19 protein-coding genes are annotated in these 21,547 nt (G+C 60.7%); 10 read left to right on the top strand and 9 right to left on the bottom strand.

The features are described from left to right. Genes JQ848_RS04300 through JQ848_RS04285 form a run of 4 tightly spaced genes read right to left on the bottom strand, consistent with a single transcriptional unit; the run spans position 1 to position 4,675 of the window. Positions 1 to 960, bottom strand: coding sequence for a sugar kinase (locus JQ848_RS04300; RefSeq protein ID WP_202210295.1), 960 nt, complete (start codon positions 958 to 960; stop codon positions 1 to 3). A 1-nt stretch (position 961) separates the two neighbouring features. Then, positions 962 to 2,491: a UxaA family hydrolase gene (locus JQ848_RS04295; protein WP_202210294.1), complete on the bottom strand. Its 1,530-nt coding sequence runs from the start codon at positions 2,489 to 2,491 to the stop codon at positions 962 to 964. Positions 2,492 to 2,521: 30 nt separating this feature from the next. Then, a complete protein-coding gene (locus tag JQ848_RS04290) occupies positions 2,522 to 3,661 on the bottom strand; it encodes a mannitol dehydrogenase family protein (RefSeq protein WP_202210293.1) in 1,140 nt (379 codons plus the stop codon). 3 nt (positions 3,662 to 3,664) lie between these two features. Beyond that, the gene (locus JQ848_RS04285; protein WP_003443440.1) at positions 3,665 to 4,675 is read right to left on the bottom strand and encodes a zinc-binding alcohol dehydrogenase family protein; all 1,011 of its coding nucleotides are present in this window, start codon (positions 4,673 to 4,675) and stop codon (positions 3,665 to 3,667) included. Positions 4,676 to 5,485: 810 nt separating this feature from the next. On the opposite strand from JQ848_RS04285, the gene JQ848_RS04280 reads away from it, so the two are divergent. After that, positions 5,486 to 5,986 (top strand): type VI secretion system amidase effector protein Tae4, encoded by a 501-nt coding sequence (locus tag JQ848_RS04280; RefSeq protein WP_161718275.1) that lies wholly within the window; start codon positions 5,486 to 5,488, stop codon positions 5,984 to 5,986. Then, positions 5,983 to 6,426, top strand: a complete 444-nt coding sequence (locus tag JQ848_RS04275; protein WP_003443442.1) for a type VI secretion system amidase immunity protein Tai4 — start codon at positions 5,983 to 5,985, stop codon at positions 6,424 to 6,426. The genes JQ848_RS04280 and JQ848_RS04275 overlap by 4 nt, the downstream gene beginning before the upstream one ends. Before the next feature lie 55 nt (positions 6,427 to 6,481). On the opposite strand, the gene argC is transcribed toward JQ848_RS04275, so the two are convergent. Continuing rightward, positions 6,482 to 7,411, bottom strand: coding sequence for an N-acetyl-gamma-glutamyl-phosphate reductase (gene argC, locus JQ848_RS04270; protein WP_202210292.1), 930 nt, complete (start codon positions 7,409 to 7,411; stop codon positions 6,482 to 6,484). A gap of 114 nt (positions 7,412 to 7,525) precedes the next feature. Between argC and JQ848_RS04265 the strand changes: the two genes are divergently transcribed. Continuing rightward, positions 7,526 to 8,431, top strand: a complete 906-nt coding sequence (locus tag JQ848_RS04265; RefSeq protein ID WP_010655601.1) for a LysR family transcriptional regulator — start codon at positions 7,526 to 7,528, stop codon at positions 8,429 to 8,431. 99 nt (positions 8,432 to 8,530) lie between these two features. Continuing rightward, the gene (locus JQ848_RS04260; protein WP_003443445.1) at positions 8,531 to 8,860 is read left to right on the top strand and encodes a hypothetical protein; all 330 of its coding nucleotides are present in this window, start codon (positions 8,531 to 8,533) and stop codon (positions 8,858 to 8,860) included. Here JQ848_RS04260 and JQ848_RS04255 read toward each other — a convergent pair whose 3' ends face one another. Next, the gene (locus JQ848_RS04255; protein WP_003443457.1) at positions 8,861 to 9,247 is read right to left on the bottom strand and encodes a c-type cytochrome; all 387 of its coding nucleotides are present in this window, start codon (positions 9,245 to 9,247) and stop codon (positions 8,861 to 8,863) included. Between the two features lie 53 nt (positions 9,248 to 9,300). Beyond that, complete coding sequence (locus tag JQ848_RS04250; protein ID WP_127196095.1) at positions 9,301 to 9,918, bottom strand: LysE family translocator; 618 nt, start codon at positions 9,916 to 9,918, stop codon at positions 9,301 to 9,303. Between the two features lie 145 nt (positions 9,919 to 10,063). Here JQ848_RS04250 and JQ848_RS04245 point away from each other — a divergent pair, with 145 nt between their 5' ends. Beyond that, positions 10,064 to 10,516, top strand: coding sequence for an Lrp/AsnC family transcriptional regulator (locus JQ848_RS04245; RefSeq protein WP_029612224.1), 453 nt, complete (start codon positions 10,064 to 10,066; stop codon positions 10,514 to 10,516). A 26-nt stretch (positions 10,517 to 10,542) separates the two neighbouring features. On the opposite strand, the gene JQ848_RS04240 is transcribed toward JQ848_RS04245, so the two are convergent. After that, positions 10,543 to 11,460: a LysR family transcriptional regulator gene (locus tag JQ848_RS04240; protein ID WP_003443475.1), complete on the bottom strand. Its 918-nt coding sequence runs from the start codon at positions 11,458 to 11,460 to the stop codon at positions 10,543 to 10,545. 116 nt (positions 11,461 to 11,576) lie between these two features. Here JQ848_RS04240 and JQ848_RS04235 point away from each other — a divergent pair, with 116 nt between their 5' ends. The 5 genes from JQ848_RS04235 (at position 11,577) to JQ848_RS04215 (ending at position 20,316) form a co-directional block, all read left to right on the top strand. After that, a complete protein-coding gene (locus tag JQ848_RS04235; RefSeq protein ID WP_202210291.1) occupies positions 11,577 to 12,464 on the top strand; it encodes an SDR family oxidoreductase in 888 nt (295 codons plus the stop codon). Between the two features lie 703 nt (positions 12,465 to 13,167). Next, positions 13,168 to 13,674, top strand: a complete 507-nt coding sequence (locus JQ848_RS04230; RefSeq protein WP_003443479.1) for a sigma-70 family RNA polymerase sigma factor — start codon at positions 13,168 to 13,170, stop codon at positions 13,672 to 13,674. Next, positions 13,671 to 14,639 (top strand): FecR domain-containing protein, encoded by a 969-nt coding sequence (locus JQ848_RS04225; protein ID WP_003443481.1) that lies wholly within the window; start codon positions 13,671 to 13,673, stop codon positions 14,637 to 14,639. The genes JQ848_RS04230 and JQ848_RS04225 overlap by 4 nt, the downstream gene beginning before the upstream one ends. 102 nt (positions 14,640 to 14,741) lie before the next feature. After that, positions 14,742 to 17,168 carry a TonB-dependent siderophore receptor gene (locus JQ848_RS04220; RefSeq protein ID WP_408003735.1) on the top strand — a complete coding sequence of 809 codons (2,427 nt, stop codon included), beginning with the start codon at positions 14,742 to 14,744 and terminating at the stop codon, positions 17,166 to 17,168. Between the two features lie 1,210 nt (positions 17,169 to 18,378). Next, complete coding sequence (locus JQ848_RS04215) at positions 18,379 to 20,316, top strand: autotransporter domain-containing protein (protein ID WP_202210290.1); 1,938 nt, start codon at positions 18,379 to 18,381, stop codon at positions 20,314 to 20,316. A 126-nt stretch (positions 20,317 to 20,442) separates the two neighbouring features. Here the strand turns inward: JQ848_RS04215 and JQ848_RS04210 are convergent, their stop codons facing one another. After that, positions 20,443 to 21,426, bottom strand: coding sequence for a hypothetical protein (locus JQ848_RS04210; RefSeq protein ID WP_178105508.1), 984 nt, complete (start codon positions 21,424 to 21,426; stop codon positions 20,443 to 20,445). Positions 21,427 to 21,547: the final 121 nt, after the last annotated feature.

Below are 21,547 nucleotides of genomic sequence, written 5' to 3'. Positions count from 1 at the left end.
TCAGAACTGTTCTGCAAACCTCTCGAGTTCAGCGCGAGTGGGTAAACCATCGCTGTCACCCGGGAAGCCCAGCACCCGGGCGCCGATCAGATTGCCCCGGGCCACAGCCCCGGCGACGCCGAGACCTTCGAGCAAGGCGCTGATCACGCCCACGGCGAAACCGTCACCCGCGCCCACGGTGTCCACCACCCGGGTCACCGGGTACCCGGGGCAGTAGCCGCTCTCATTGGCGGTTGCGTAATAGGCACCTTCGGCACCCAGCTTGAGCACCACCAGCGAGCAGCCCTTGGCCAGGTAGAAGCCGGCGATATCGGCCGGGTGTTCAAGGCCGCTCAGCAGCCGGCCCTCCGCCAGGCCGGGGAAGACCCAGTCAGCCAGACCGGCCAGATCGTTCAGGCACGCCACCATGCTGGCTTGGGATTGCCATAACCGCGGGCGCAAATTCGGATCGAACGACACACTGCGGCCCGCCGCGCGCATATCGCCGGCCATATGAAAAATCAGTTCGCGCACGCTGTCGCTCAGCGCCGGGCTGATACCGGTGATGTGCAGATGCCTGGCGCCACGGCAGTAATCGCCGGGGTAATCGGCCAGGCTCAGATGACTGGCCGCCGAGCCTTTGCGGTGATATTCGATGTCGGGGTCACAGCCGTCCGAACGGCGTGACTTGAACATCAGGCCGGTGGGATGCGCGGGGTCCAGCACTGTGTAACGGTGATCAATGCCGTCGCGGGCCATGACATCGCCCAGCCAGTGGCCAAGGGTGTCATTGCCAAGACGGCTGATATAACCGACGCCAAAACCCAGACGTGCCAGGCCGGTGGCCACATTCAACTCGGCGCCGGCAGCGCCGCGCACATAATCTTTGGCCTCGCGCAGGCTGCCGTCATCCCGGGCGCTGAACAGACCCATGGCTTCGCCGCAGGTAACGACTGCAATCGATTCGGTGAGTTGGCCCATGTCACATCACCGCGCCGATTTGCCAGGGCAGAAACTCGTTGTCGCCCAGCCCGTTTTCTTCACTGCAGGTTTTGCGACCAGAGGCCGTTGCCAGCATCAGCTCGAACAGACGCGCCCCCGCCTCGGCCACCGATTCTTCAGCGTCGACAATCGCCCCGGCATTGAAATCCATGTCCAGCGACATGCGTTGAAACAGCCGGGTATTGGTGGCGATTTTCAGCGACGGTGTCGGCTTGCAGCCATAGGTCGAGCCGCGTCCGGTGGTAAAGCAAATCAGGTTCGCCCCGCCCGCCACCTGACCGGTGGCCGACACCGGGTCGTAGCCCGGGGTATCCATGAACACCAGGCCGTTTTGTTCAATCGCCTCGCCGTACTGATACACCGCCATCAGCCCCGTCGCGCCGGCCTTGGCCACCGCCCCCAGAGACTTTTCGAGAATGGTGGTAATGCCCCCGGCCTTGTTGCCCGGGGACGGATTGTTGTTCATGTCGCCGTCATGCTGACGTACATAGTCTTCCCACCAATGAATGCGGTTCATCAACTTGTCGGCAACCTGCGCAGATGCAGCACGGGCGGTCAGCAGGTGCTCGGCGCCATAAATTTCCGGGGTTTCCGAGAGGATCGCGGTGCCGCCATGGCCCACCACCAGGTCGACCGCCGCACCCAGCGCCGGGTTGGCGCTGATCCCCGAATATCCGTCTGAGCCACCGCATTGCAGACCCACGGTGAGGTGTCTGGCCGACACGCTGCTGCGCTGCTGGCGGTTGACTCCGTCGAGCATCGCCTCTACCAGCGCTATCCCGCGCTGCACCGTTTCCCGGGTGCCACCGGCGTCCTGGATCACCAGGCTGGCCTTGAGCAACGCCGGGCGATCGGCCAGTTGCTGCATGAGCGGGGCCAGTTGATTGACTTCACAGCCCAGGCCGATCACCAGTACCCCGGCGAAATTGACGTGGTCGGCATAGCCGCGCAGGGTGCGCTGGAGGATCTCGATGCCCTCGCCCTTGGCGCCCATGCCGCAACCGCTGCCATGGGTGATGGCGACCACGCCGTCAACATTGGGGTAATCGCGCAGACGCCCGGCGTCGAATGTCGCAGCGATCTGTTTACACACCGTGGCCGAGCAATTGACGCTGGAAATCACCCCGATGTAGTTGCGCGTGCCGACCCGGCCATCTGCACGTACATAGCCGGCAAACCGGGCCTCGTCGGCGTGATAAACCGTGGGTTGATAGACGTTGGCCAGCGCCTGGGTGGAACTGGCCGCAGGCATCTGCAGGTTGTGCACATGGACGTAGTCGCCAGGTCGCAAGGCAGCGCTGGCCTGGCCGATGATTTGCCCGTACTTGCGCACCGGCTGCCCCTGGGCGACACCGCGCAGGGCGATTTTATGCCCTGAGGCAATATCGGCCAGCGCCGTCACGCCCAGGCCGTCGGCGAACAGTTCCTGGCCCTTGGCGATGTCGCCGCGGGCAACGGCGACGTCATCTCCCGGGGTCAGTACAAGTAAGGATGAGCTTGCAAGGTTCATGGTGGATCCTCAACGGTTCTGGTGCGCCGCTCAGTGCTGGCTGAGCAGGACGGCCCGTAATATCGGTTGCTCAAGGCCTGGCGCAACCTGCTCAGCGAGCTCGATCAGGGGCAGAAGGCGGCGCTGTTTCTTGTCTTTATGGTTAGCGGCGATGTCAGCCAGACGATGTTGCAAGAACGGGTTGGCGAAGCGCTCGCGCACGCTGTCGACATAGCGCCGGGCGGCATCCAGCTGACCGAGGGCGGCGAATACCGGGAGCACTTCGCTGGCCCACAGTGCTTCCAGATCGGCGCGCAGTGCCGGGCTATGCATGGCCTGGTACACAGTCTCGTGCTCGGGGCGCCCGTCACTGAGCCAGCGCTCGGCCAGATAGCTGTGGCCCAGATTCAGGGTGAACAGTTTTAGCCGCTCGTAATGATCGAGGTCATCGGTCAGCACAATGGCTTCGTGGCTGCAGGGCAGCGTCAGCCCCTCCTGACGCTCGATCGCCCACAGCGCATAGGGTTCAGCCACCGCGCCCACCGGCTCAAGGGCCTGGGAAACGATGCGGTCCACCAGCGAGTTGGCCCAGCGGCAGTTCTGCGTCAGGTAGCTCTCGAATGCGTCGCCCAGTGCCCAGCTGCGGGCCAGGCCCACCAGCAGATCACGCAACACATCGCCATTGCGCGCCACCAGTTCACAGGGGAACAGCGACAGCGTGGAGTGCGGGTTGTGCTGCCAGCGATCGTGGAGCAAAACCAGAAGTTTGGCCGGGAAGCTGATCGGCGCCGGGGCCTGGGCGCCGAGCAGCACGGGAGTGTCCCGCGGGTCCAGCAGATAACCGCGGTCACCGGTATTGGAAATCACCACCCGGACCTGTTCGACAAAGCCCTGGCGCAGCGCCGGCCACTGCTGGGCGGCATGCACTGCGCGGCTGATCGCCGAAGCCTGGAGGTTTTGTTCGACTACCTGACCCTGGTCGATGCCCTGGATCAGCACCCGGTACGGCTTGCCGCTGGCCAGCGCCGCGGTGCGGGCAGTGCTGGCCTGGCTGTCGGTGGTCTGCACCACGGCAATACGGCCCAGGGCCGCGCCACGCTCCAGCGCCTGGGACACGAAAAGATCGACATGGGCCTGAAGAAAGCGGCTGGTGCCAAACTGCAGGATCGGCGGGAATTGGTTATCGCTCATCGCCTAGCACTCGATAATGGCTTTGACCACGCCTTGCTGCGGGTCCAGCAAAGTGGGGAACAGATTGACCACCTCGCTGAGTGCAATGCGATGGGTGTTCAGGGCCCGGTCGGGAATCAAGCCGTCGCGCAGGCATTGCTCGACATAGCGGAAGTCTTCGACGGTGGCGTTGCGGCTGCCCATCAGGGTGGCTTCGCGCTTGTGGAACTCGGGGTCGGAAAAGGTGATCGAGTCACGCACCACCGAGATCATCACGTAGGTGCCGCCGTGGGCGATAAATTCGAAGCCGCGCTCCATGGCCCGGGCGTTACCGGTGGCGTCGAATACCACGTCATAAAAATCGCCTTCGGTGAGGTCGGCCAGAGCGTCCTTGTCGCCCTCACCGATTTTCACCGCGGCGTGAATGCCCAGGTGCTGGCGGCAAAAATCCAGACGATCGTCGCGGGTGTCGAGCACCGTGACTCTGGCCCCGCGCAACCCGGCAAAAATCGCCGCCGCCATGCCAATGGGCCCGGTGCCGACCACCAGCACCCGCTGCCCGGCCTGCAGGTTCGAGCGACGCACGGCATGGGCCCCGATGGACAGGAACTCGATCATTGCCGCCTGATCCAGCGACACCCCGTCAGCCTTGTGGATGAACTGATGGGCAACGCTCAGGTATTCGGTAAAGGCGCCGTCGCAGTGCACGCCCAGTACCTGGATCCGGGTGCAGCAGTTGGTCTTGCCTTTGCTGCAGGCGATGCAGGTGCCGCACGAGATATACGGCATCACGTAGACCACGTCGCCGGCCACCAGGCCACTGCCTTCATCGCTGGCTTCAACGATGCCGGAAAACTCATGGCCCATGACCCGCGGGTATTCAAGGAAGGGCTGATTGCCGGTGAAGATATGCAGGTCGGTGCCACACACCCCCACCCGCTTGACCCTGATCAGGGTTTCGCCGGGCTGGCGGGCGGGTATCGGGCTCTGGACAGCAGTGAGCGAGCGCGGCTCGTTACAAATCACAGTCAGCATTTTTATTCTCCGGCAATAGCACGCGGGCTACGGGGTATGGGCAAGGCGAGACAGGGGGCGGGGAACGGCAGCAACGGGAGATGGAGACAGGGCATGGGGATCTCCTCTTATTGTGTGCAGCGTGAGTGCCGCCTGGATGATCACGGCTCGAAAACTACACGCGGCAAAATACATTGGCAAGACCAATTTATAAAAAATATGAATTGGCCTTACCAGATTGCAATCAGGTGCGAGTGATCGCCGAGAGCGCTTGATGCTCTTGGAACATGGCTTTGATCAGGGCTTGGAGGAGCGCAGTGGCAATTTTTAATGGACGACTATTTTTCAGAGGGCTCTGATTTATTTTCGACGGTTACGGCATCAAGGTGCAGCGCTGCTGACACCCCTGGAGCAACAACATGAATGGATCGCTGCCCGCGCTTTATCCCCACCCACTCGCCCCTGAAACTCTGCGCACACTTGACAATTCGCCCTGCACAAAGCGACAGCGAGCCAAAGATAGGATAAGCCTGATGTATGGCTTATTCACACCTGGAAATGCTGTTCTACATATTGCGCAGAGAGTGAGTTATTCGCAGCGGATGTCTTTACCCGACAGAAAGCCAAGTAGCGCTATGGACTTTAACTTTAAATACATCGCCACCATAAGCGTTGAAAACAAGGACCGACATAAAGTTAAACCCCACTGATTTAGACTCCGAATCTACTGGTTACATAACAATAAATAGCGGCCGACACAGGGTTCTTCCTCAATGAACAAAGCTATTGCCATTGCGCATGGCTTGACCAAATAAAAACCAAGGATAACAAATGACTCGACCTTTTTTCTCTGTTGCCTGGGCTGCTTCACAGCGAATTTACGACCCTGTCAACTCCGGCGCAAAAGTTGCACAAATAATTGGTGGATATGTTGAAAAGAATATCAACAACCCCATACCCCAGCAGCGCTGGAGTAATACCTGTGCCGTTCGAATTAGTTATATTTTGAATCAATCTGGCATGAACATTCCAAAAACTCCAGGACAGACAGTATCAGGAGCGGACAATCGCCAATATTTTTTCCGGGTAAGGAATCTTGTTGCATTCCTCGAGGAGCGTTGGGGGCAACCTGATATCCTGAAATACCCGCCCACTGGTGGAGGATCCCTTGCCGGTAGAAAGGGGCTGATCCTGTTTGAAGTTACAGGCTGGTCAGATGCTCAAGGCCACGCAACACTATTCGATGGCAATATCTGCTACGACCAGTGTTACTTCAATGAACCAGAAGCGAGATACAGCACCGACCGCGCTAACTTTTGGAATTTGCCATGAACATAATCTGGAGAGGTGGCCTGACTGTTTCGGCCCTGGCCCTCTATCTGTCAGTTTGCCATGCACAGAACAGCCAGTTTAGCTTTCCTGGCGCTGGGGCACGTCCCCATGCCCAGAACTATAAAGACATGATCCTGGCCACCTGTGTCGCGAACGCCTACCAAAATGACAAGAGTGCTGCTATTGATGCCGGCAGTAGTGTGAGTGCATTACGCGACTGGACCGAATACGACTTGGAAAGGGCGCCAGATGCTATCAAGTCCCTGGTCGATAGTTATTTGGCGCGCAATTACCACAACCCGTTAGTCGAACCGGAAATCAAGGATGTACGTTTCGACTTTCTGAAATGTCTGGACCTCTATCACAGCAGCGAACTGGACGAACAGACGAAAGACCTGGTAATCAATCCCGGGCATAAATACAGGAAGGATAATCTGTGATCCAGACACCGGGTTGATCATTCCGCTCTCGTAAAATAGTTGCAGGTAACCTCCGTTAGTCCCCCGCCATCATCAAATCCAGGTTCTGCACCGCCGCTCCGGCAGCGCCCTTGCCTAGGTTGTCGAATACGGCAGCCAGCAGTACCTGGCCGGTCTGCTGGTTTTCACACACCACCAATTGCAAATCATCAGTTCCGTTCAGCGCCTGCGGATCAAGGCCGGTCAAGGCTTTGGCCTCCTGCAGCGCCATCACCTGGACATGGGCCGCAGCGGCGTAGTGCTGCACAAGGCATTCGTGCAACCGCAACCCGTCCACCCCCGGCGCCAGCAAGCGCAGTTGCAAAGGTATGGTCAGCACGATGCCCTGGCGAAAAGCACCATAGGCCGGGATAAATACCGGCCGCTGCAGCAGGCCGCTTTGCTGCTGGATCTCCGCCACATGTTTGTGCGCCAGCCCCAGGCCATACACCTGGAATGCTGCCCCTGTGGTGGCACCCTCCCCTTCAAACTCCTCCACTGCGGCCCGCCCCTTTCCGGAATAACCCGACACGGCATTAATGGTCAGCGGGTAGTCCCCAGGCAGTAAACCGGCCTCCAGTAGCGGACGCAGCAGCCCTATTGCCCCGGTGGGATAACAACCGGGATTACTGACCCGCCGCGCCGTGGCAATACGCCGGGCCTGTTGCGGGTTCATCTCGGCGAAACCATAGGTCCAGTGCGGATCGGTACGGTGCGCCGAGCTTGCGTCGATTACCCGTACGCCAGGGTTTTCGATGCTGGCTACAGCGTCCCGTGCCGCGTCATCGGGCAAGCACAGAATCGCGATGTCGCAGGCGTTGATGATTTCGGCGCGACGCCGGGCATCCTTGCGATGCTCGGGATCGAGCTTGATCAAACGCAGGTCGGGGCGATCCCGTAGCCGTTGATGAATTTGCAACCCGGTGGTGCCTTGGTCGCCGTCGATGAAGATCAGAGGACTTGCCATGGAATGCTCTCGAACTCAGGAAATCAGGAGCGGCAATCTTCAGCGAGGGGCTAAGATAGGAAAAGTTGAATTTCCAAACGATTAACTTCAGTTTTTCTGAACAAGGAATGATCCATGCGCGAAATCAGCCTGGACCGGCTGCGCACGCTGGTGGCTATTGCCGACCTGGGCTCGTTTGCCGAGGCGGCCCGGGTGCTGAACCTGGCCCCGCCCACGGTCAGTTTGCATATCGCCGATCTGGAATCGCGAGTAGGCGCCAGGCTGTTATCCCGCAGCCGGGGCCGGGTCCAGCCATCGGCGATTGGCGCCACCCTGGTGGAACGCGCGCGGCGTCTGCTGGCAGATGCGCAGCAGGCCCTTGAGGACGTGCAGCGACAGGTGCAGGGGCTGGCCGGACGCGTGCGGCTGGGAGCCTCCACCGGGGCCATCGCCCAGTTGTTGCCACAAGCGCTGGAGACCTTGAGCCAACATCATCCCGCTATCGATGTGCAGGTCGCCGTGCTCACCTCCCGGGAAACCTTGCACAGGCTGGCCGAAGGCTCTCTGGAAATCGGCCTGGTGGCGCTGCCACAGACCCCGGTCAAACAATTGCGGATCAAGCCCTGGCGGCGCGACCCGGTCATGGCCTTCCTGCCGGCGCGCGGGGAATGCCCGCAGGTAGTGACCCCCGCCTGGCTGGCAGCGCAGCCCTTGATCCTGAATGACAACACCACCCGGCTCTCACGCCTCACCGCGGAGTGGTTCGCCAGCGATGGGCACCAGCCCGCAGCGCGTATTCAACTGAACTACAACGATGCAATCAAAAGCCTGGTGGCGGCCGGTTATGGTGCCACGTTGTTGCCCCATGAAGCCTGCACCCCGCTGCCTGACAGCCGGATCGCCATGCGCCCGTTACAGCCCCTGTTGTGGCGCCAACTGGGGATTGCCCACCGTGACGGCGATGTCGAGCGGGCCACGCAACATGTGCTGGATGTGTTGTGGGGGCTAAGCTCGCAGCCGGCCGAGGCTGGCGCACCCTGAGGGCCTGCCCGATTCAGGGGTGCGCAGGTCCAAGGCTTTTTTTTCGCCGGCAGAACAGCGATGATCGCCGCCCCGCTCCACAGCACAGGAACCCGCTTCATGGAATTGCCACTGGAAACAGTCGCCCTTTTCGCGCTGAAACTGGCCTACGAGACCGAAGGCTCAAGCCCGATATTGCGTGACGACCTGGTCATGGCGGACTACGAGCGCGAGGTCTTTGCCCTGCTGGTGCGCAAGGGCGATATCGGCGCCATTCAAGCCAAGCTCGATGCCTGCCTGGGCCTGGCCCTGAACGCCCTGGGCGGCACCGACAAGCCCATGGGCCGCGAGCTCGAGCGCCTGTCCCTGGATGTGAAAAACGCCCGCACGCTGGAACAACTCGACGCCCCGCTGCTGACCCTCAGGGACTACCTCAAAGATATTCAGTGATCACTGCCCCTGAAAGGTCTCAAGGTACGCCAGCAAATTGTCGATCTTCTCGGGGTCACTGATGCCCCAGAAAATCATCCGCGTACCGCTCACCACTTTCTTCGGGGCTTCGATGTACGCGGCCAGTTTGTCCCGCGTCCACACCACACCCGAGTTTTTCATCGCCTCGGAGTACTGGTAGTCCGCCGTGGTCCCGGCTGGCCGGCCGATTATGCCGTTGAGCTGCGGCCCGAACCCGCCCCGGGCGTTTTCGCCAATGCTGTGACAGCCGCCACAGGTTTTGCTGAACAGTCTGGCTCCCGCCTCGGCATCCCCGGCCGCCACAGCGGTGCCGGTGAATCCGGTTGCGAGGATCAGGGCCAGGCTCAGTAATGCTGTTTGTTTCATGGGCGGTTCCACACTCCGGGGTCAGGGTCGGGCTCGCCGGCAATCTTACAGGCTCAACGCAAAACCTGCTCCGCCAGCAGTCCCAGCGCGATAAGGATCATCACCGTCCCGGACACCCGGCTGACCTTTTTCGCCGCCCCCGGCCGGGTCTGCAATACCGCCTGGGCGCTGAACCCCACCAGCAGATAAACCACTGCGCAACTCACCGCATGCAATGAACCCAGGGCGATGATTTGCGCCGGGATCGGCCACGTCGATAACGGGTCGGTGAATTGCGGCAACAGGGCCAGAAACAGCAGAAATACCTTGGGGTTCATGCCACTGACGCACGTGCCCTTCCAGGCCCAGCGAAACCATGAATCCGCCACCTGCATCTGCCCGGCCTCGGGGGTGGACGGCTGGCGAATCATGCTGATGCCCAGCCACAGCAAATACAGGGCCCCGCCGAGGGTGAGCAGCGACATGATCAACGGACTCCTGGCCAGTAACGCGCCGACCCCTGCAGCCACAACCAGGGTCGCCAGCACGTGGCCCGAGAGCAGGCCCGCGACCGCAGGCGCAACCCGACGGCCGCGAATACCGGCTGAAATCGCGTAAGCCCAGTCGGCGCCGGGGGTGATGATGAACAGGAACGACACCGCCCAAAAGGCGGCCAGGATGCTGAGAGTCACGGAGTGTCTGCCTTCTACGAAGCCGGGGGGATTGTGCAATGCGCCGAATGAAGCGAATGCGCTCAGTAGAAGATTAGAGATTTGCTGATAGGATTATCTTTCGTTTATCCCAATCATTAGTGACCAGATTAGAAGGTTCTTCCAGGTGGATCGAATTGATCGAAAGATTCTCGCGGAGCTGCATGGGGACGGCCGTCTTTCTCTCACCGAACTGGCGGACCGGGTCGGGCTGAGCCTCTCGCCCTGTCATCGGCGGGTGCGGGCTCTGGAAGAGTCGGGGGTGATTTTGGGCTATCGGGCCCTGCTGGCGCCGAAAGAACTGGGCCTGGGCTTTTCTGCGATTGTGTTTGTGACGTTGCGCGAAGTGACCCGCCAGGCCGTCGCCGACTTCGAGGCGGCCTTGCCGCAGATTCCACAGATTATCGAAGCGCAAAGACTGTTCGGCGACCCGGACTACCTGCTGCAAGTGATTGCCAAAGACCTGCAGGCCTTTCAGCAACTGTACGACGAGCGCCTGACCTCGCTGCCCAACGTACAACGGCTGGTCTCGACCCTGGTGATGAAAAGCGTGATCCACGACAGGGTGCTGCCGCTGTAACCGAAAACCGGTAGTCGCTGCCGCCATTACCGGTCGAGGGGCATCAGCCCGGCCGCCAGGGCATCCAGCAAAGCGCTGACTTTGGGCAAAGCCTGGCGGCTTTTCGGCCACACCAGATTGATCGCCAGGCCGTCGCTGGCCAGATGCGGCAGCACCTGCACCAAAGACCCGTCGGCCAGCTGTTGCTTGATCAGCCAGGTCGGTAATTGCGCAATGCCGCAACCCGCCAGCACCGTCATGACCTGCCCTTCGCCATCACCGACGATGTATTTGGCCGGCATCACCCGGCGCTCGGTCTCACCGGGCCGATTGCCGGAAAAACTCCAGGGGCTGACCGTGCCATCGGCCCGGCCATAGGCAACACACTGATGATGCTCCAGGTCGCGGTCCGTCACCGGCGTACCGTGAATCTTCAGGTAAGCCGGGGCGGCGCAGAACACATGCCGCTCACGTCCCAGGTAACGATGCCCCAGTGCACCGGGCCAGACATCCGAACCGCCGACCCGGACGACGATATCAACCCCCTCTTCAACCGGGTCGATAAAGCGGTCCGAAAACGAAATGTGCGGCAGCAACAGCGCATGTTGCTGCACAAATTTCAGCACCACCGGCAACGCCTGCAGACGCCCGAACGCTGCCGGCAGGTCAATTCGCAGCCGGCCCCGCGGCTCGGTATTTTCCGCCTGCATGGACAACTCGGCCTCTTCCAGTTCGGCCAGCACCCCGGTACAGGTCCGATAGAACGCGGCCCCGGCATCGGTCAACGACAAACGCCGGGTGGTGCGATTGAACAGGCGCACCTCCAGCCGGCTCTCCAGTCGGGCGATGCCTTTGCTGATGGCCGAAGGGCTCAGGTTCAGGCGCTCGGCAGCAGCTTTGAAGCTGCCGGCTTCGGTCACGCAGACAAACACATCGATGCCCTTCAGGCGCTCGGAAGTAAACATACCCGCCTCGTATTCGTGAACTGAATTCATGTCATTCGGTAAAAGGTATCGTAAATAAGACCGTTTTTCCCCAGTAAACTGGAGCCCATGCCACTCCTCAACCTACAGGCGCTCCCATGACCCCGCAAAAACCAACGGTGCTGATCACCGGTGCCACCGGCCAGATCGGCGGCGACACCCTGCGCAACCTGCTGGCCGACGACAGCATCACCCTGGTGGCCGCCGTCCGTTCACCGGCCAAGGCCAAACCTTTCGAGGCCCAAGGCATTCGCACGGTGATTATGGATTTCGACAAGGAACACACCCTGGCCCCTGCCCTGCAAGGTATCGATCGCGCGTTTCTGGTGACGGGCTACACCGTGGACATGCTGCGCCAGAGCAAAGCCTTCGTGGACCAGGCGAAAAAAGCCGGCGTGCAACACATCGTTCACCTGGGTGCCTGCGGACGGGACGACACCACCATCGGACACTGGGCCTGGCACCAGTTCGTGGAGCGCTACATCGAGTGGTCAGGCTTTTCGTTCACCCACCTGCGCCCTGAATGCTTCATGCAGAACCTGCTCAGCTACGACGGCACCCAGGCAGTGAAAGCGGGGGTTATCGAGCAATACACCGGCGATGCACGTTTCAGCTGGGTGGATGGCGAAGACGTCGCACGCGTCGCCGCACAAACCTTGCTGCACCCCCACAAACATGCCGGCAAGACCTACCGCCTGGGCTACGACGTGCAGTCCTACGGCGACATCGCCGCCATCATGACCCGAGTCCTGGGCCAGCCGTTCCGTTACGACGCGAAGTCACCTGACGTATTTCTGGAAAACATGCGCGCGGCCGGAGCCGAAATGGCCTACATGACCTGCGTGCACGACAACTTCACGCGCATGGCGGCCCGGCAGATTCCCGGGGTTGAAGAGACCTTCGACAACTTCCCCGCCATCACCGGCCGCCAGCCCGTGACCTGGGAAGATTTCGTGCAAAAGCACCGCAGCGCTTTTACCTATTGAGCACCTCGCCCCCCTGAGAGCTCGCTGGCAAGCCAGCTCCTACAGATAAGCCTCGCAATCTGCCCACTCTTCCTGTGGGAGCGGGCTTGCCCGCGATGGCAGCGCTGCTGGTTTCAAGGCAGAGCTCGCTGGCAAGCCAGCTCCTACAGAAAGGCATCGCAATCTGCCCCCTCCTCCTGTGGGAGCGGGCTTGCCAGCGATGACGACGCTGCTGACTTCAAGGCAGAGCTCGCTGGCAAGCCAGTTCCTACAGAAAAGCAGCATCGCAATCTGCCCGCTCCCACTGTGGGAGCGGGCTTGCCCGCGATGGCAGCGCCACTGGTTTCAAGGCAGAGCTCGCTGGCAAGCCAGCTCCTACAGAAAAGCAGCATCGCAATCTGCCCCTCCCCCCTGTGGGAGCGGGCCTGCCCGCGATGGCGGCGCTGCTGGTTTCATGGCAGAGCTCGCTGGCAAGCCAGCTCCTACAGAAAGGCATCGCAATCTGCCCCTCCCCCCTGTGGGAGCGGGCTTGCCCGCGATGGCAGCGCCGCTGTCTTCAAGGCCGAGCTCGCTGGCAAGCCAGCTCCTACAGATAAGCATCGCAGCCTGAATCACCCCCTCAAACCCATTTCTGGATTGCCTGACAGAAGTCTGCGATTGCAGTGGCCATCATGTGGCCGCTAATATTGAGAACTATTCGCACTCACATCTGGAAACCCGACCGGTGCACCCTCTCGCGACCCAAAAACTGGGCTTCTTTTTCAGCAGCCACCATCGCTGGCTGCTGCAACATATTCAGCGCCGCCTGCGTAATCACGCCGACGCAGAGGACACCGCCGCCGATACCTTTTGCCAGATGCTGGCGGCGCGGGTAGATCCGGACAGCATTGAACAGCCTCGGGCCTACCTGTCCACCATTGCCCGGCGCCTGATTTTCGACCGCCACCGTCGGCGCAAACTGGAAACCGCCTATCTCGACCGCCTGGCCTTGCTGCCCGAGGCCGTGGCGCCGTCCCCCGAAGAACAGTTGCAGTTGATCGAAGCTCTGGTTGCCATCGACAGGGCGATCGACGGTTTGCCGATGATCGTCAAAGCCACCTTTCTTTACAGCCAGCTGGATGGCCTGAGTTACGTGGCAATTGCGCAAAAACTGGGGCTGTCCGAACGCACGGTCAGCCGCTACATGAAACAGGCATTGCGCCAGTGTTACCTGAGCGAGGCCGGCCTGTGAGCAAGCAGCGGCTGGACCCGGTGAGCGAACAGACCATCGACTGGATGGTGCAACTGCGCGCCGGCACTCCCGACGTAATGCTGCAAGAGCGCTTCAACGCCTGGCTGGCCAAAGACCCCGCACATGCTCAGGCCTGGGACAAATTGCAGCAGCGCCTCAGCGGCTCCTTCAGCCCTCTGCGTTCACTGGATGATCGGCTGCCCGGACAAGCCGGTGAAGCCCGTCAGTTGCTCTTGCAACCCCACACAACCCGGCGCGACACGCTGCGCGCTATTGCCGGTCTGGGCCTGCTCGGTGGCGGTTTGTGGCTAGGCGCGCGCAGCCCGATGGGTAATTCGCTGCTGGCCGATCTGTCCACCGGCCGTGGTCAGCGCCAGGACTTCAACCTGGCTGACGGCAGCCGCCTGCGCCTGAACGCCAACAGTGCCGTGGACCTGAGGTTCGATAACCGGCAACGGCTGCTGATTCTGCGTCACGGCGAGCTGGTGATTGAGGTGGCCGCGGATGCGGGCCGGCCCTTTTGCGTACGCACCGCAGAAGGTGAAATCCGCGCTTCGGCAAGTCGCTTCCTGGTGGCTCAGGAGCCTGCAGCAAGCCGGGTGGTGGTGCTGCAACACGCCGTGCAGGCACAGCTGTTCAACGGCATGTCCCTGAATCTGGACGAAGGTCAGTCGGCCCTGCTGTATGCCAGGCAAATCGTCCCTGTGGAGGGTGACCAGCGCCGTCGCGCTGACTGGCTTAACGGCAAACTGAACGTGCTGGACGATCCTCTGGAGCAAGTGGTCGCGGCCCTGCGCCCTTACACCCGTGGTTTGGTGCGGGTTGCCCCCCAGGTTCGCGGCCTGCGGGTGCAGGGTGTGTACCCGCTCAACGATCCCGACCGGGCCTTCACCGCACTGGCTGAAACCCTGCCAATTCGTGTGGATCGTTACAGTCCATGGCTGACTCTGATCGGGGCGGTATAACGGCCGTGGAAAGTTTTTTTTGATAATTGTTCGCATCGGTGTCCGGTTTTGTTTTCTCGGCGCACCTATCTCCTGAGACTTTCACACGATCAGGAGAATGCCGTGCTCAACCCGTGGCCCCACACCCTTTGCCTCGCCGTTGCCCTGGCAACCATGGCCAGTCCTGCCCTGGCGCAAGACCTGAGCTTCAATCTGCCGGCCGGCAACCTGGCCAGTACCCTTAACACCATCGCCAGTCAGAGCGGCCAGATCGTGTCGCTGGAACCCGCGCTGGTGCAGGGCAAACAGGCACCGGCGGTGATCGGCCACATGTCGCCCGAACAGGCCATGGAAGCCGCCCTGCGGGGCAGCGGTTTGCAATTGCGTATCACCGGGCAAGGCAACTTCAGTGTCGAACCGGCACCGCAAACCGGCGAAGCATTGCAACTGGGGGTCACCAGCATCACCGAGCGCAGCAGCGACGCCACCACCGAAGGTTCTGGCTCCTACACCGCACAGGCGGTGACCATCGGCAAGGGTTCACACAGCCTTAAAGAGACCCCGCAATCGGTTACCGTCATTACCCGCAAAATGCTCGATGACCAGAACCTGAACACCATTGAACAGGTCATGGAAAAGACTCCGGGCATTACCGTTTATGACTCGCCCATGGGTGGCAAGTACTTCTACTCCCGGGGCTTTCGCATGACCGGCCAGTACCAGTACGACGGCGTGCCGCTGGACATCGGCAGCAGCTACGTCCAGGCCGACAGCTTCAACAGCGACATGGCGATCTACGACCGGGTCGAGGTACTGCGCGGTGCCGCAGGCATGATGAAAGGCGCGGGCGGCACGGCCGGGGCGGTGAACTTCATCCGCAAACGCGGCGAATCCACCCCTCACACCCAGCTGTCACTGTCTGCAGGCACCTGGGACAACTATCGGGGTCAGGTTGATACCGGCGGCCCTTTAAATGATTCCGGCACCCTGCGCGGCCGGGCGGTGCTCACCCAACAGACCCGGCAGTACTTCTATGACATCGGCGCACGCAAAGACCAGATCTACTATGGCGCCCTGGATTTTGACCTGAGCCCCGATACCACCCTCGGTGTGGGCCTGGCTTATGAAGATGTGGACGCCACCCCCTGCTGGGGCGGGCTGCCGCGCTACGCCGATGGCAGCGACCTGAAACTCAAACGTTCAACCTGCCTGAACACCGCCTGGAACAACCAGCGCAGCAAGCGCACCACCTGGTTCGGCGACCTCAAGCAGCAACTCAATGACGACTGGTCACTGAAGGTCGCGGGGGTCTATTCAAAAAACACCCAGGACATGGAATACGCGTTCCCCAGCGGTTCGGTACCGGTCGGCGCTACCAGTACCAAAACCCTGATGCTGGGCAGCATCTATGACTATGACCAGACCGACTATGGCTTCGACGCTTACCTGAACGGCAAATTCGACGCACTTGGCCTGGAGCAGGAATTGACCATCGGCGCCAACGCCAGCCGTTCGCACAAGGATGACTTTTACGCCGTGGCCGTCCTGCCCCAGCGCCAGAATGTACTCAACCCCGATCATCACCTGCCCAAACCTGATGACAGCTACTACCTGAGTAATGCCTCACGTGGCGGGCCGATGGACATGAGGATCAAACAATACGGTGTTTACTCCACGGCCCGCCTGAAGCTGGCCGAGCCGCTGACCTTCGTGCTGGGTAGCCGCGTGAGCTGGTACAAGTCCGACAGCGATAGCGAGTACTGGTACCAGGGCGAAAGCACGCCAGTCAGTTCCAGAGCGACCGAAACCGGCCAGGTCACCCCGTTCGCGGCCGTACTGTTCGACCTCAACGACAACCTGACCACCTATGCCAGCTACACGGACATCTTCACCCCGCAGGGCGGCTACAAAACCCTCAACGGCGAAACCCTCAAGCCATTGATCGGCACCAGCTATGAAGTGGGGATCAAGGGCGAATGGTTCGACGGGCGCCTGAACAGTTCCTTCAACCTGTTCCGCACCATTCAGAAAGACGCGGCCCAGGACAATCCGCTGTGCCCGGACAGTACTTGCTCACAGAACTCCGGCAAGGTGCAGGCTCAAGGTTTCGAAGCTGAAGTCAGTGGCGAAGTCATTGAGCGCCTGCAAGTGCTGGCCGGCTACACCTACACCCAGACCAAGGTTCTGGAAGATGCCAATGACGATCAGGATGGTCTGGCCTACAACACCTATGTGCCGCGCCACCTGCTGCGCGTGTGGGCCGACTATGCCCTGGACGGCTCACTGGACCGTATCACTGTCGGCGCCGGAGTCAACGCCCAGAGCAGCAACTACCGGGTCTCGCCCATCAGCGGCATCGACATCAGCCAGGCCGGTTATGCGATCTGGAACAGCCGCATCGGCTACCGCATCGATGACACCTGGTCCGTGGCACTTAACGGCAACAACCTGTTCGACAAGCGCTACTACGCCACCGTCGGCACCGAAGGCTTCGGCAACTTCTACGGCGAGCCGCGCAACTTCGTGATGTCGCTCAAGGCAGATTTCTGAGTGCAGATGCCAGGCCTCGCAGCCTGAATTACTGGCAAGCCAGTTCCTACAGAAAAGCACCGCAACCCGCCCCCTCCTTCTGTGGGAGCGGGCTTGCCCGCGATGGCAGCGCCGCTGACTTCAAGCCAGAGCTCGCTGGCAAGCCAGCTCCTACAGAAAAGCAGCATCGCAATCCGCCCCCTCCTCCTGTGGGAGCGGGCTTGCCCGCGATGGCGGCGCCGCTGGTTTCAAGCCAGAGCTCGCTGGCAAGCCAGCTCCTACAGAAAGCATCGCAATCTGCCCCCTCCCCCTGTGGGAGCGGGCTTGCCCGCGATGGCAGCGCTGCGGGCTTCAGGCAGAGCTCGCTGGCAAGCCAGCTCCTACAGAAAAGCATCGCAACCCGCCCCTCCTCCTGTGGGAGCGGGCTTGCCCGCGATGGCAGCGCCACTGGTTTCAAGCCAGAGCTCGCTGGCAAGCCAGCTCCTACAGAAAAGCACCGCAATCTCCCCCCTCCCCTTGTGGGAGCGGGATTGCCCGCGATGGCAGCGCTGCGGGCTTCAGGCAGAGCTCGCTGGCAAGCCAGCTCCTACAGAAAGCATCGCAATCTGTCCCCTCCCCCTGTGGGAGCGGGCTTGCCCGCGATGGCAGCGCTGCTGTCTTCAAGGCAGAGCTCGCTGGCAAGCCAGCTCCTACAGAAAGCATCGCAATCTGTCCCCTCCTCCTGTGGGAGCGGGCTTGCCCGCGATGGCAGCGCCGCTGACTTCAGGCAGAGCTCGCTGGCAAGCCAGCTCCTACAGAAAAGCAGCATCGCAATCCGCCCATCCCCCTGTGGGAGCGGGCTTGCCCGCGATGGCAGCACTGCTGGTTTCAAGGCAAAGCTCGCTGGCAAGCCAGCTCCTACAGAGAAGCATCGCAACCCGCCCCTCCCCCTGTGGGAGCGGGCTTGCCCGCGATGGCGGCGCTGCTGTCTTCAAGGCAGCTCCTTCAGATAAGCATCGATATCTACATGCTACTTTTCGCAGCACTTGCACCAGGGCCTGCCCGTTTGCGGGGCATTCGCGGCCCGCCGCAGCGCTGGGTTTCAATTCAAAACCGGTTCTCTTTTACATATTGGCGACGAACCCTTAACGCTGGGCGTCAATTGTTCAAGAAGTCGATAAAGGGGCGCACATCATGCAAATGGTCTAGACGTATTGCCTCAATCCAAAAAGAAAAACTCAAGGAAGACGTTGTGATCAAACCTCTCGCACTCGCTGTCAGCGTTGCCGGCGCCCTGCTGTCAACATCAGGCCAGGCCCATGACTACGGCGAATACGCTGGTGACACCCTCGACACGCTGATTCATGACTATCCGGGCCGCTATAGGGGCACGGCCAATTTCGCCGGGGCGGCCGACTGGATGCAAAGCCGGATGGGCGACGCCTACAGCATCTCCCGCCAGGATTTTTCCTGGGGCGCCGACAACAGTCGCAGCTCGCAAAACGTCGTGGCTTATGCCCCGGGCACACTGCCGCAATACGTGGTGGTCGGCGCCCACTTTGATACCTACTTCGGTCGCCCTGCCCTGCAAGGGGTCGACGACAACGGTTCGGGCGCCAGCGTGCTCACCGAAATCGCCCGCAATCTCAACGGCCTGCCGCTGGAGTACGGGCTGCAGGTGATCGGCTTTGGCGCCGAAGAAGAAGGCCTGCAAGGATCCAAGGCCTTTGTGAACAGCCTGAGTACCAGCCAGAAGAACAACATGCTGGCCATGATCAACCTCGACAGCCTGATCACCGGCGACATGATGTATGCCCACTCCGGCAAGAACAGTGCGACCAACCCGGGGCTGGCGGCACTGCGCGAACATGCGTTCAAGCTGGCCAAAGAGCTCAATATCGACCTGCACACCAACCCCGGTCTGGACGCGGCCTATCCTGCCGGCACCGGTTGCTGCAGTGATGGCGAATCCTTTGAAAAACTGAATATTCCGGTGCTCTACGTCGAAGCCACCAACTGGGAACTGGGGGACATGGACGGCTACACCCAGACCGAAAACCCGGCAATCCCGGGCGGAGCGACCTGGCATGATCCCAAAAAAGACAATGAAACCGTGCTCACCGATGCCTTTGGCCAGGAACGTATCGAGCAGCGCCTGCGCGACTATTCGCGCCTGCTCAGCCGTCTGGTGCTGGAGCTGACCAATGCCGACCTCATGGCGTCAACGGCGTCTGGCGGGGCCGTCGCCCGTGCGATGCAGGACAGCCTGCAACGTCAGCACCAGGCTCAGGCAAACCTGCTGGACCGGCGCTGGCTGACCTTGCAGTCGGCCAGTCGTGAGGCGGGCACCTTTGATGGCGAAATAGGCATTGATGGTGAGTACACCGCAGACAGTGGCCCCTTCCACGAAGGCCGTCGACTGGGCCTGCATGCTCTGGGAGATTATCAATTGACCCCGAGCCTGACCCTGGGCGCCAGCCTCAGTTACCTCAATGGCCGCGACAAGCTGGAACATGGCGGCAAGCTCGACAATGACAGCTGGCAGGCGGCGCTCTATGCCTTGCTCAACGACGGCGGCCCGGCATGGCTGGCAGGCGACCTGAGCGCCGGGCACAGCAGCTTCGACAGCAAGCGCAATCTGCTGATCCAGGCCAACGGCGGCCCGGTGCTGCTGAGTCAGAAGCAGACCGGTGAAACCGATGCCCTCAGCCTCGGTGCGCGGGTGATCGGCGGCTATGACTTCGACGTCGGCCCAATCAAAAGCGGTCCTTTCGCCGGGCTTGATTACAGCCATTACCGGATCGACAAGTTTCACGAAAAACAGCAGCTGCGTACTGCCCTTACCTATGAGGAGCAAAGTTTCGACTCCCTGCAGGCCAGCCTCGGCTGGCGTGTACGGGGCAGTTTCGACCTGCCGGCCGGCATGAGCCTGCAGCCGTACGGCGACATTGCCTGGGTCAGGGAAATGGGTGACGGAGGTCTGGACGACATCCTGTTGACCAGCCTCGCGGACGGAAAAGCCCGAGAGGCAAAACTGGGCAGCGTCGACAAGAGCTTTGGTCGGGCCCAGGTCGGCAGCCAGTTGGCGATCACCCCGCAACTGGGGCTTTACGCCGAAATCAATGGCCGCCTTGGCAATGATGAGGGCAGCCAGACCGGCTACTCCCTCGGCGCTCAATGGCTGTTCTGATTCACCACCGCACTGCCTGCAGGAGCGCGGTGCGCGCCTGCAGGCCCATGCCGGGTTTCACCCCTGACACCCAAGGCATGACCAGCACGTTCAAGGGGGTTGAATACACACCCTGGATAGCCGGTCTTAAATGTTCATGAGCTTTGCCGCAATGGCATTCCAGCCTGCGGGTTCATTGATCATGGCCATATAGTCGTGCCCCGAGCAGAACTGCCCTTGCAGGGTGTATTTGGCCATGATTTCTTTAATGATCAGAGTTGCCGGTCCTAACCCGGTGTTGCCGGTACGGGCGTCCAGCGCACTGCTGCGCACCTGGCCGGTTATTGCCGCACCCAGCTGCATTTTTCTCTGCTCGAGTTTTTCGATCATGGCCGCCGGGGATGATGCGTTGAAATTGAATTCCGGCAGACCGGCGTTACTGTTGTTTTGTTCGAGAAATGCGGCCCATTGCAGTTCCATTGCCGCGATCTTGCACAGGGCGGCATATTTATTACTGACCCCTTGTCTGGCCAGTTCAAGTTGCACGCTGATCATGATCATCGGGATCTTTCCAGCCAGCCCGATGCCGGTAAACGAGAGCAGAGTCGAGGTGGTGGACAATGCGGTTTCTGTTCCCCGAAATGCCAGTTTTACCAACTTTACTTCTATGGCCAGTTGCAGCCATTTGATTGCATGGGCGACCTGTTCGTCGCCAACGGCAAATGGTTGGCAGGACGCCAGCAATCTTGAAAGCCGGTGTAGATGCAGGGTGGTCGAGGCGGTTGCAGACGCGTGACGGATGGCCGCGAAGGGAGCCGGAACGGGCGAGATGGCAGGAGCCAATGCAGCCAGTCCAAGACTGGTAGACGTAACGCCCAACCCCTTGAAATTGCGATTGGCAAGCATTCTTGCGGTTTTAGGGGAGGGTCGGGAATTGCCGTCTTTGACAAAGTAAGGGTTGAGCTTCAACCCGCTGACGGCACAGACTTTCATATAGCTTCGTGCAAGGTTTATGGCCGACATTCCCGGATGTACACCGGTCATTCCAGCAAGAATGGCAAATAACATGTCCTCTTTTGATTGTTCTGTTTGCGCTGTTTCACGTACTTGTTCTGCCAGGGATCCGTACATTTTTTTATCTCCACGACCAGGAATAAGACAGGACTTCACAGGCAATTAATTCGTCAATGCCTTTGCTGTTTATTGATAACAAAACCAACAGCGGCACCTGCTGACTGAAGCAAGTACCTCC

The organism is Pseudomonas paraversuta, from assembly GCF_904067025.1.
Classification (GTDB): domain Bacteria; phylum Pseudomonadota; class Gammaproteobacteria; order Pseudomonadales; family Pseudomonadaceae; genus Aquipseudomonas; species Aquipseudomonas paraversuta.
This window is presented reverse-complemented; position numbering and strand designations above follow the sequence as displayed.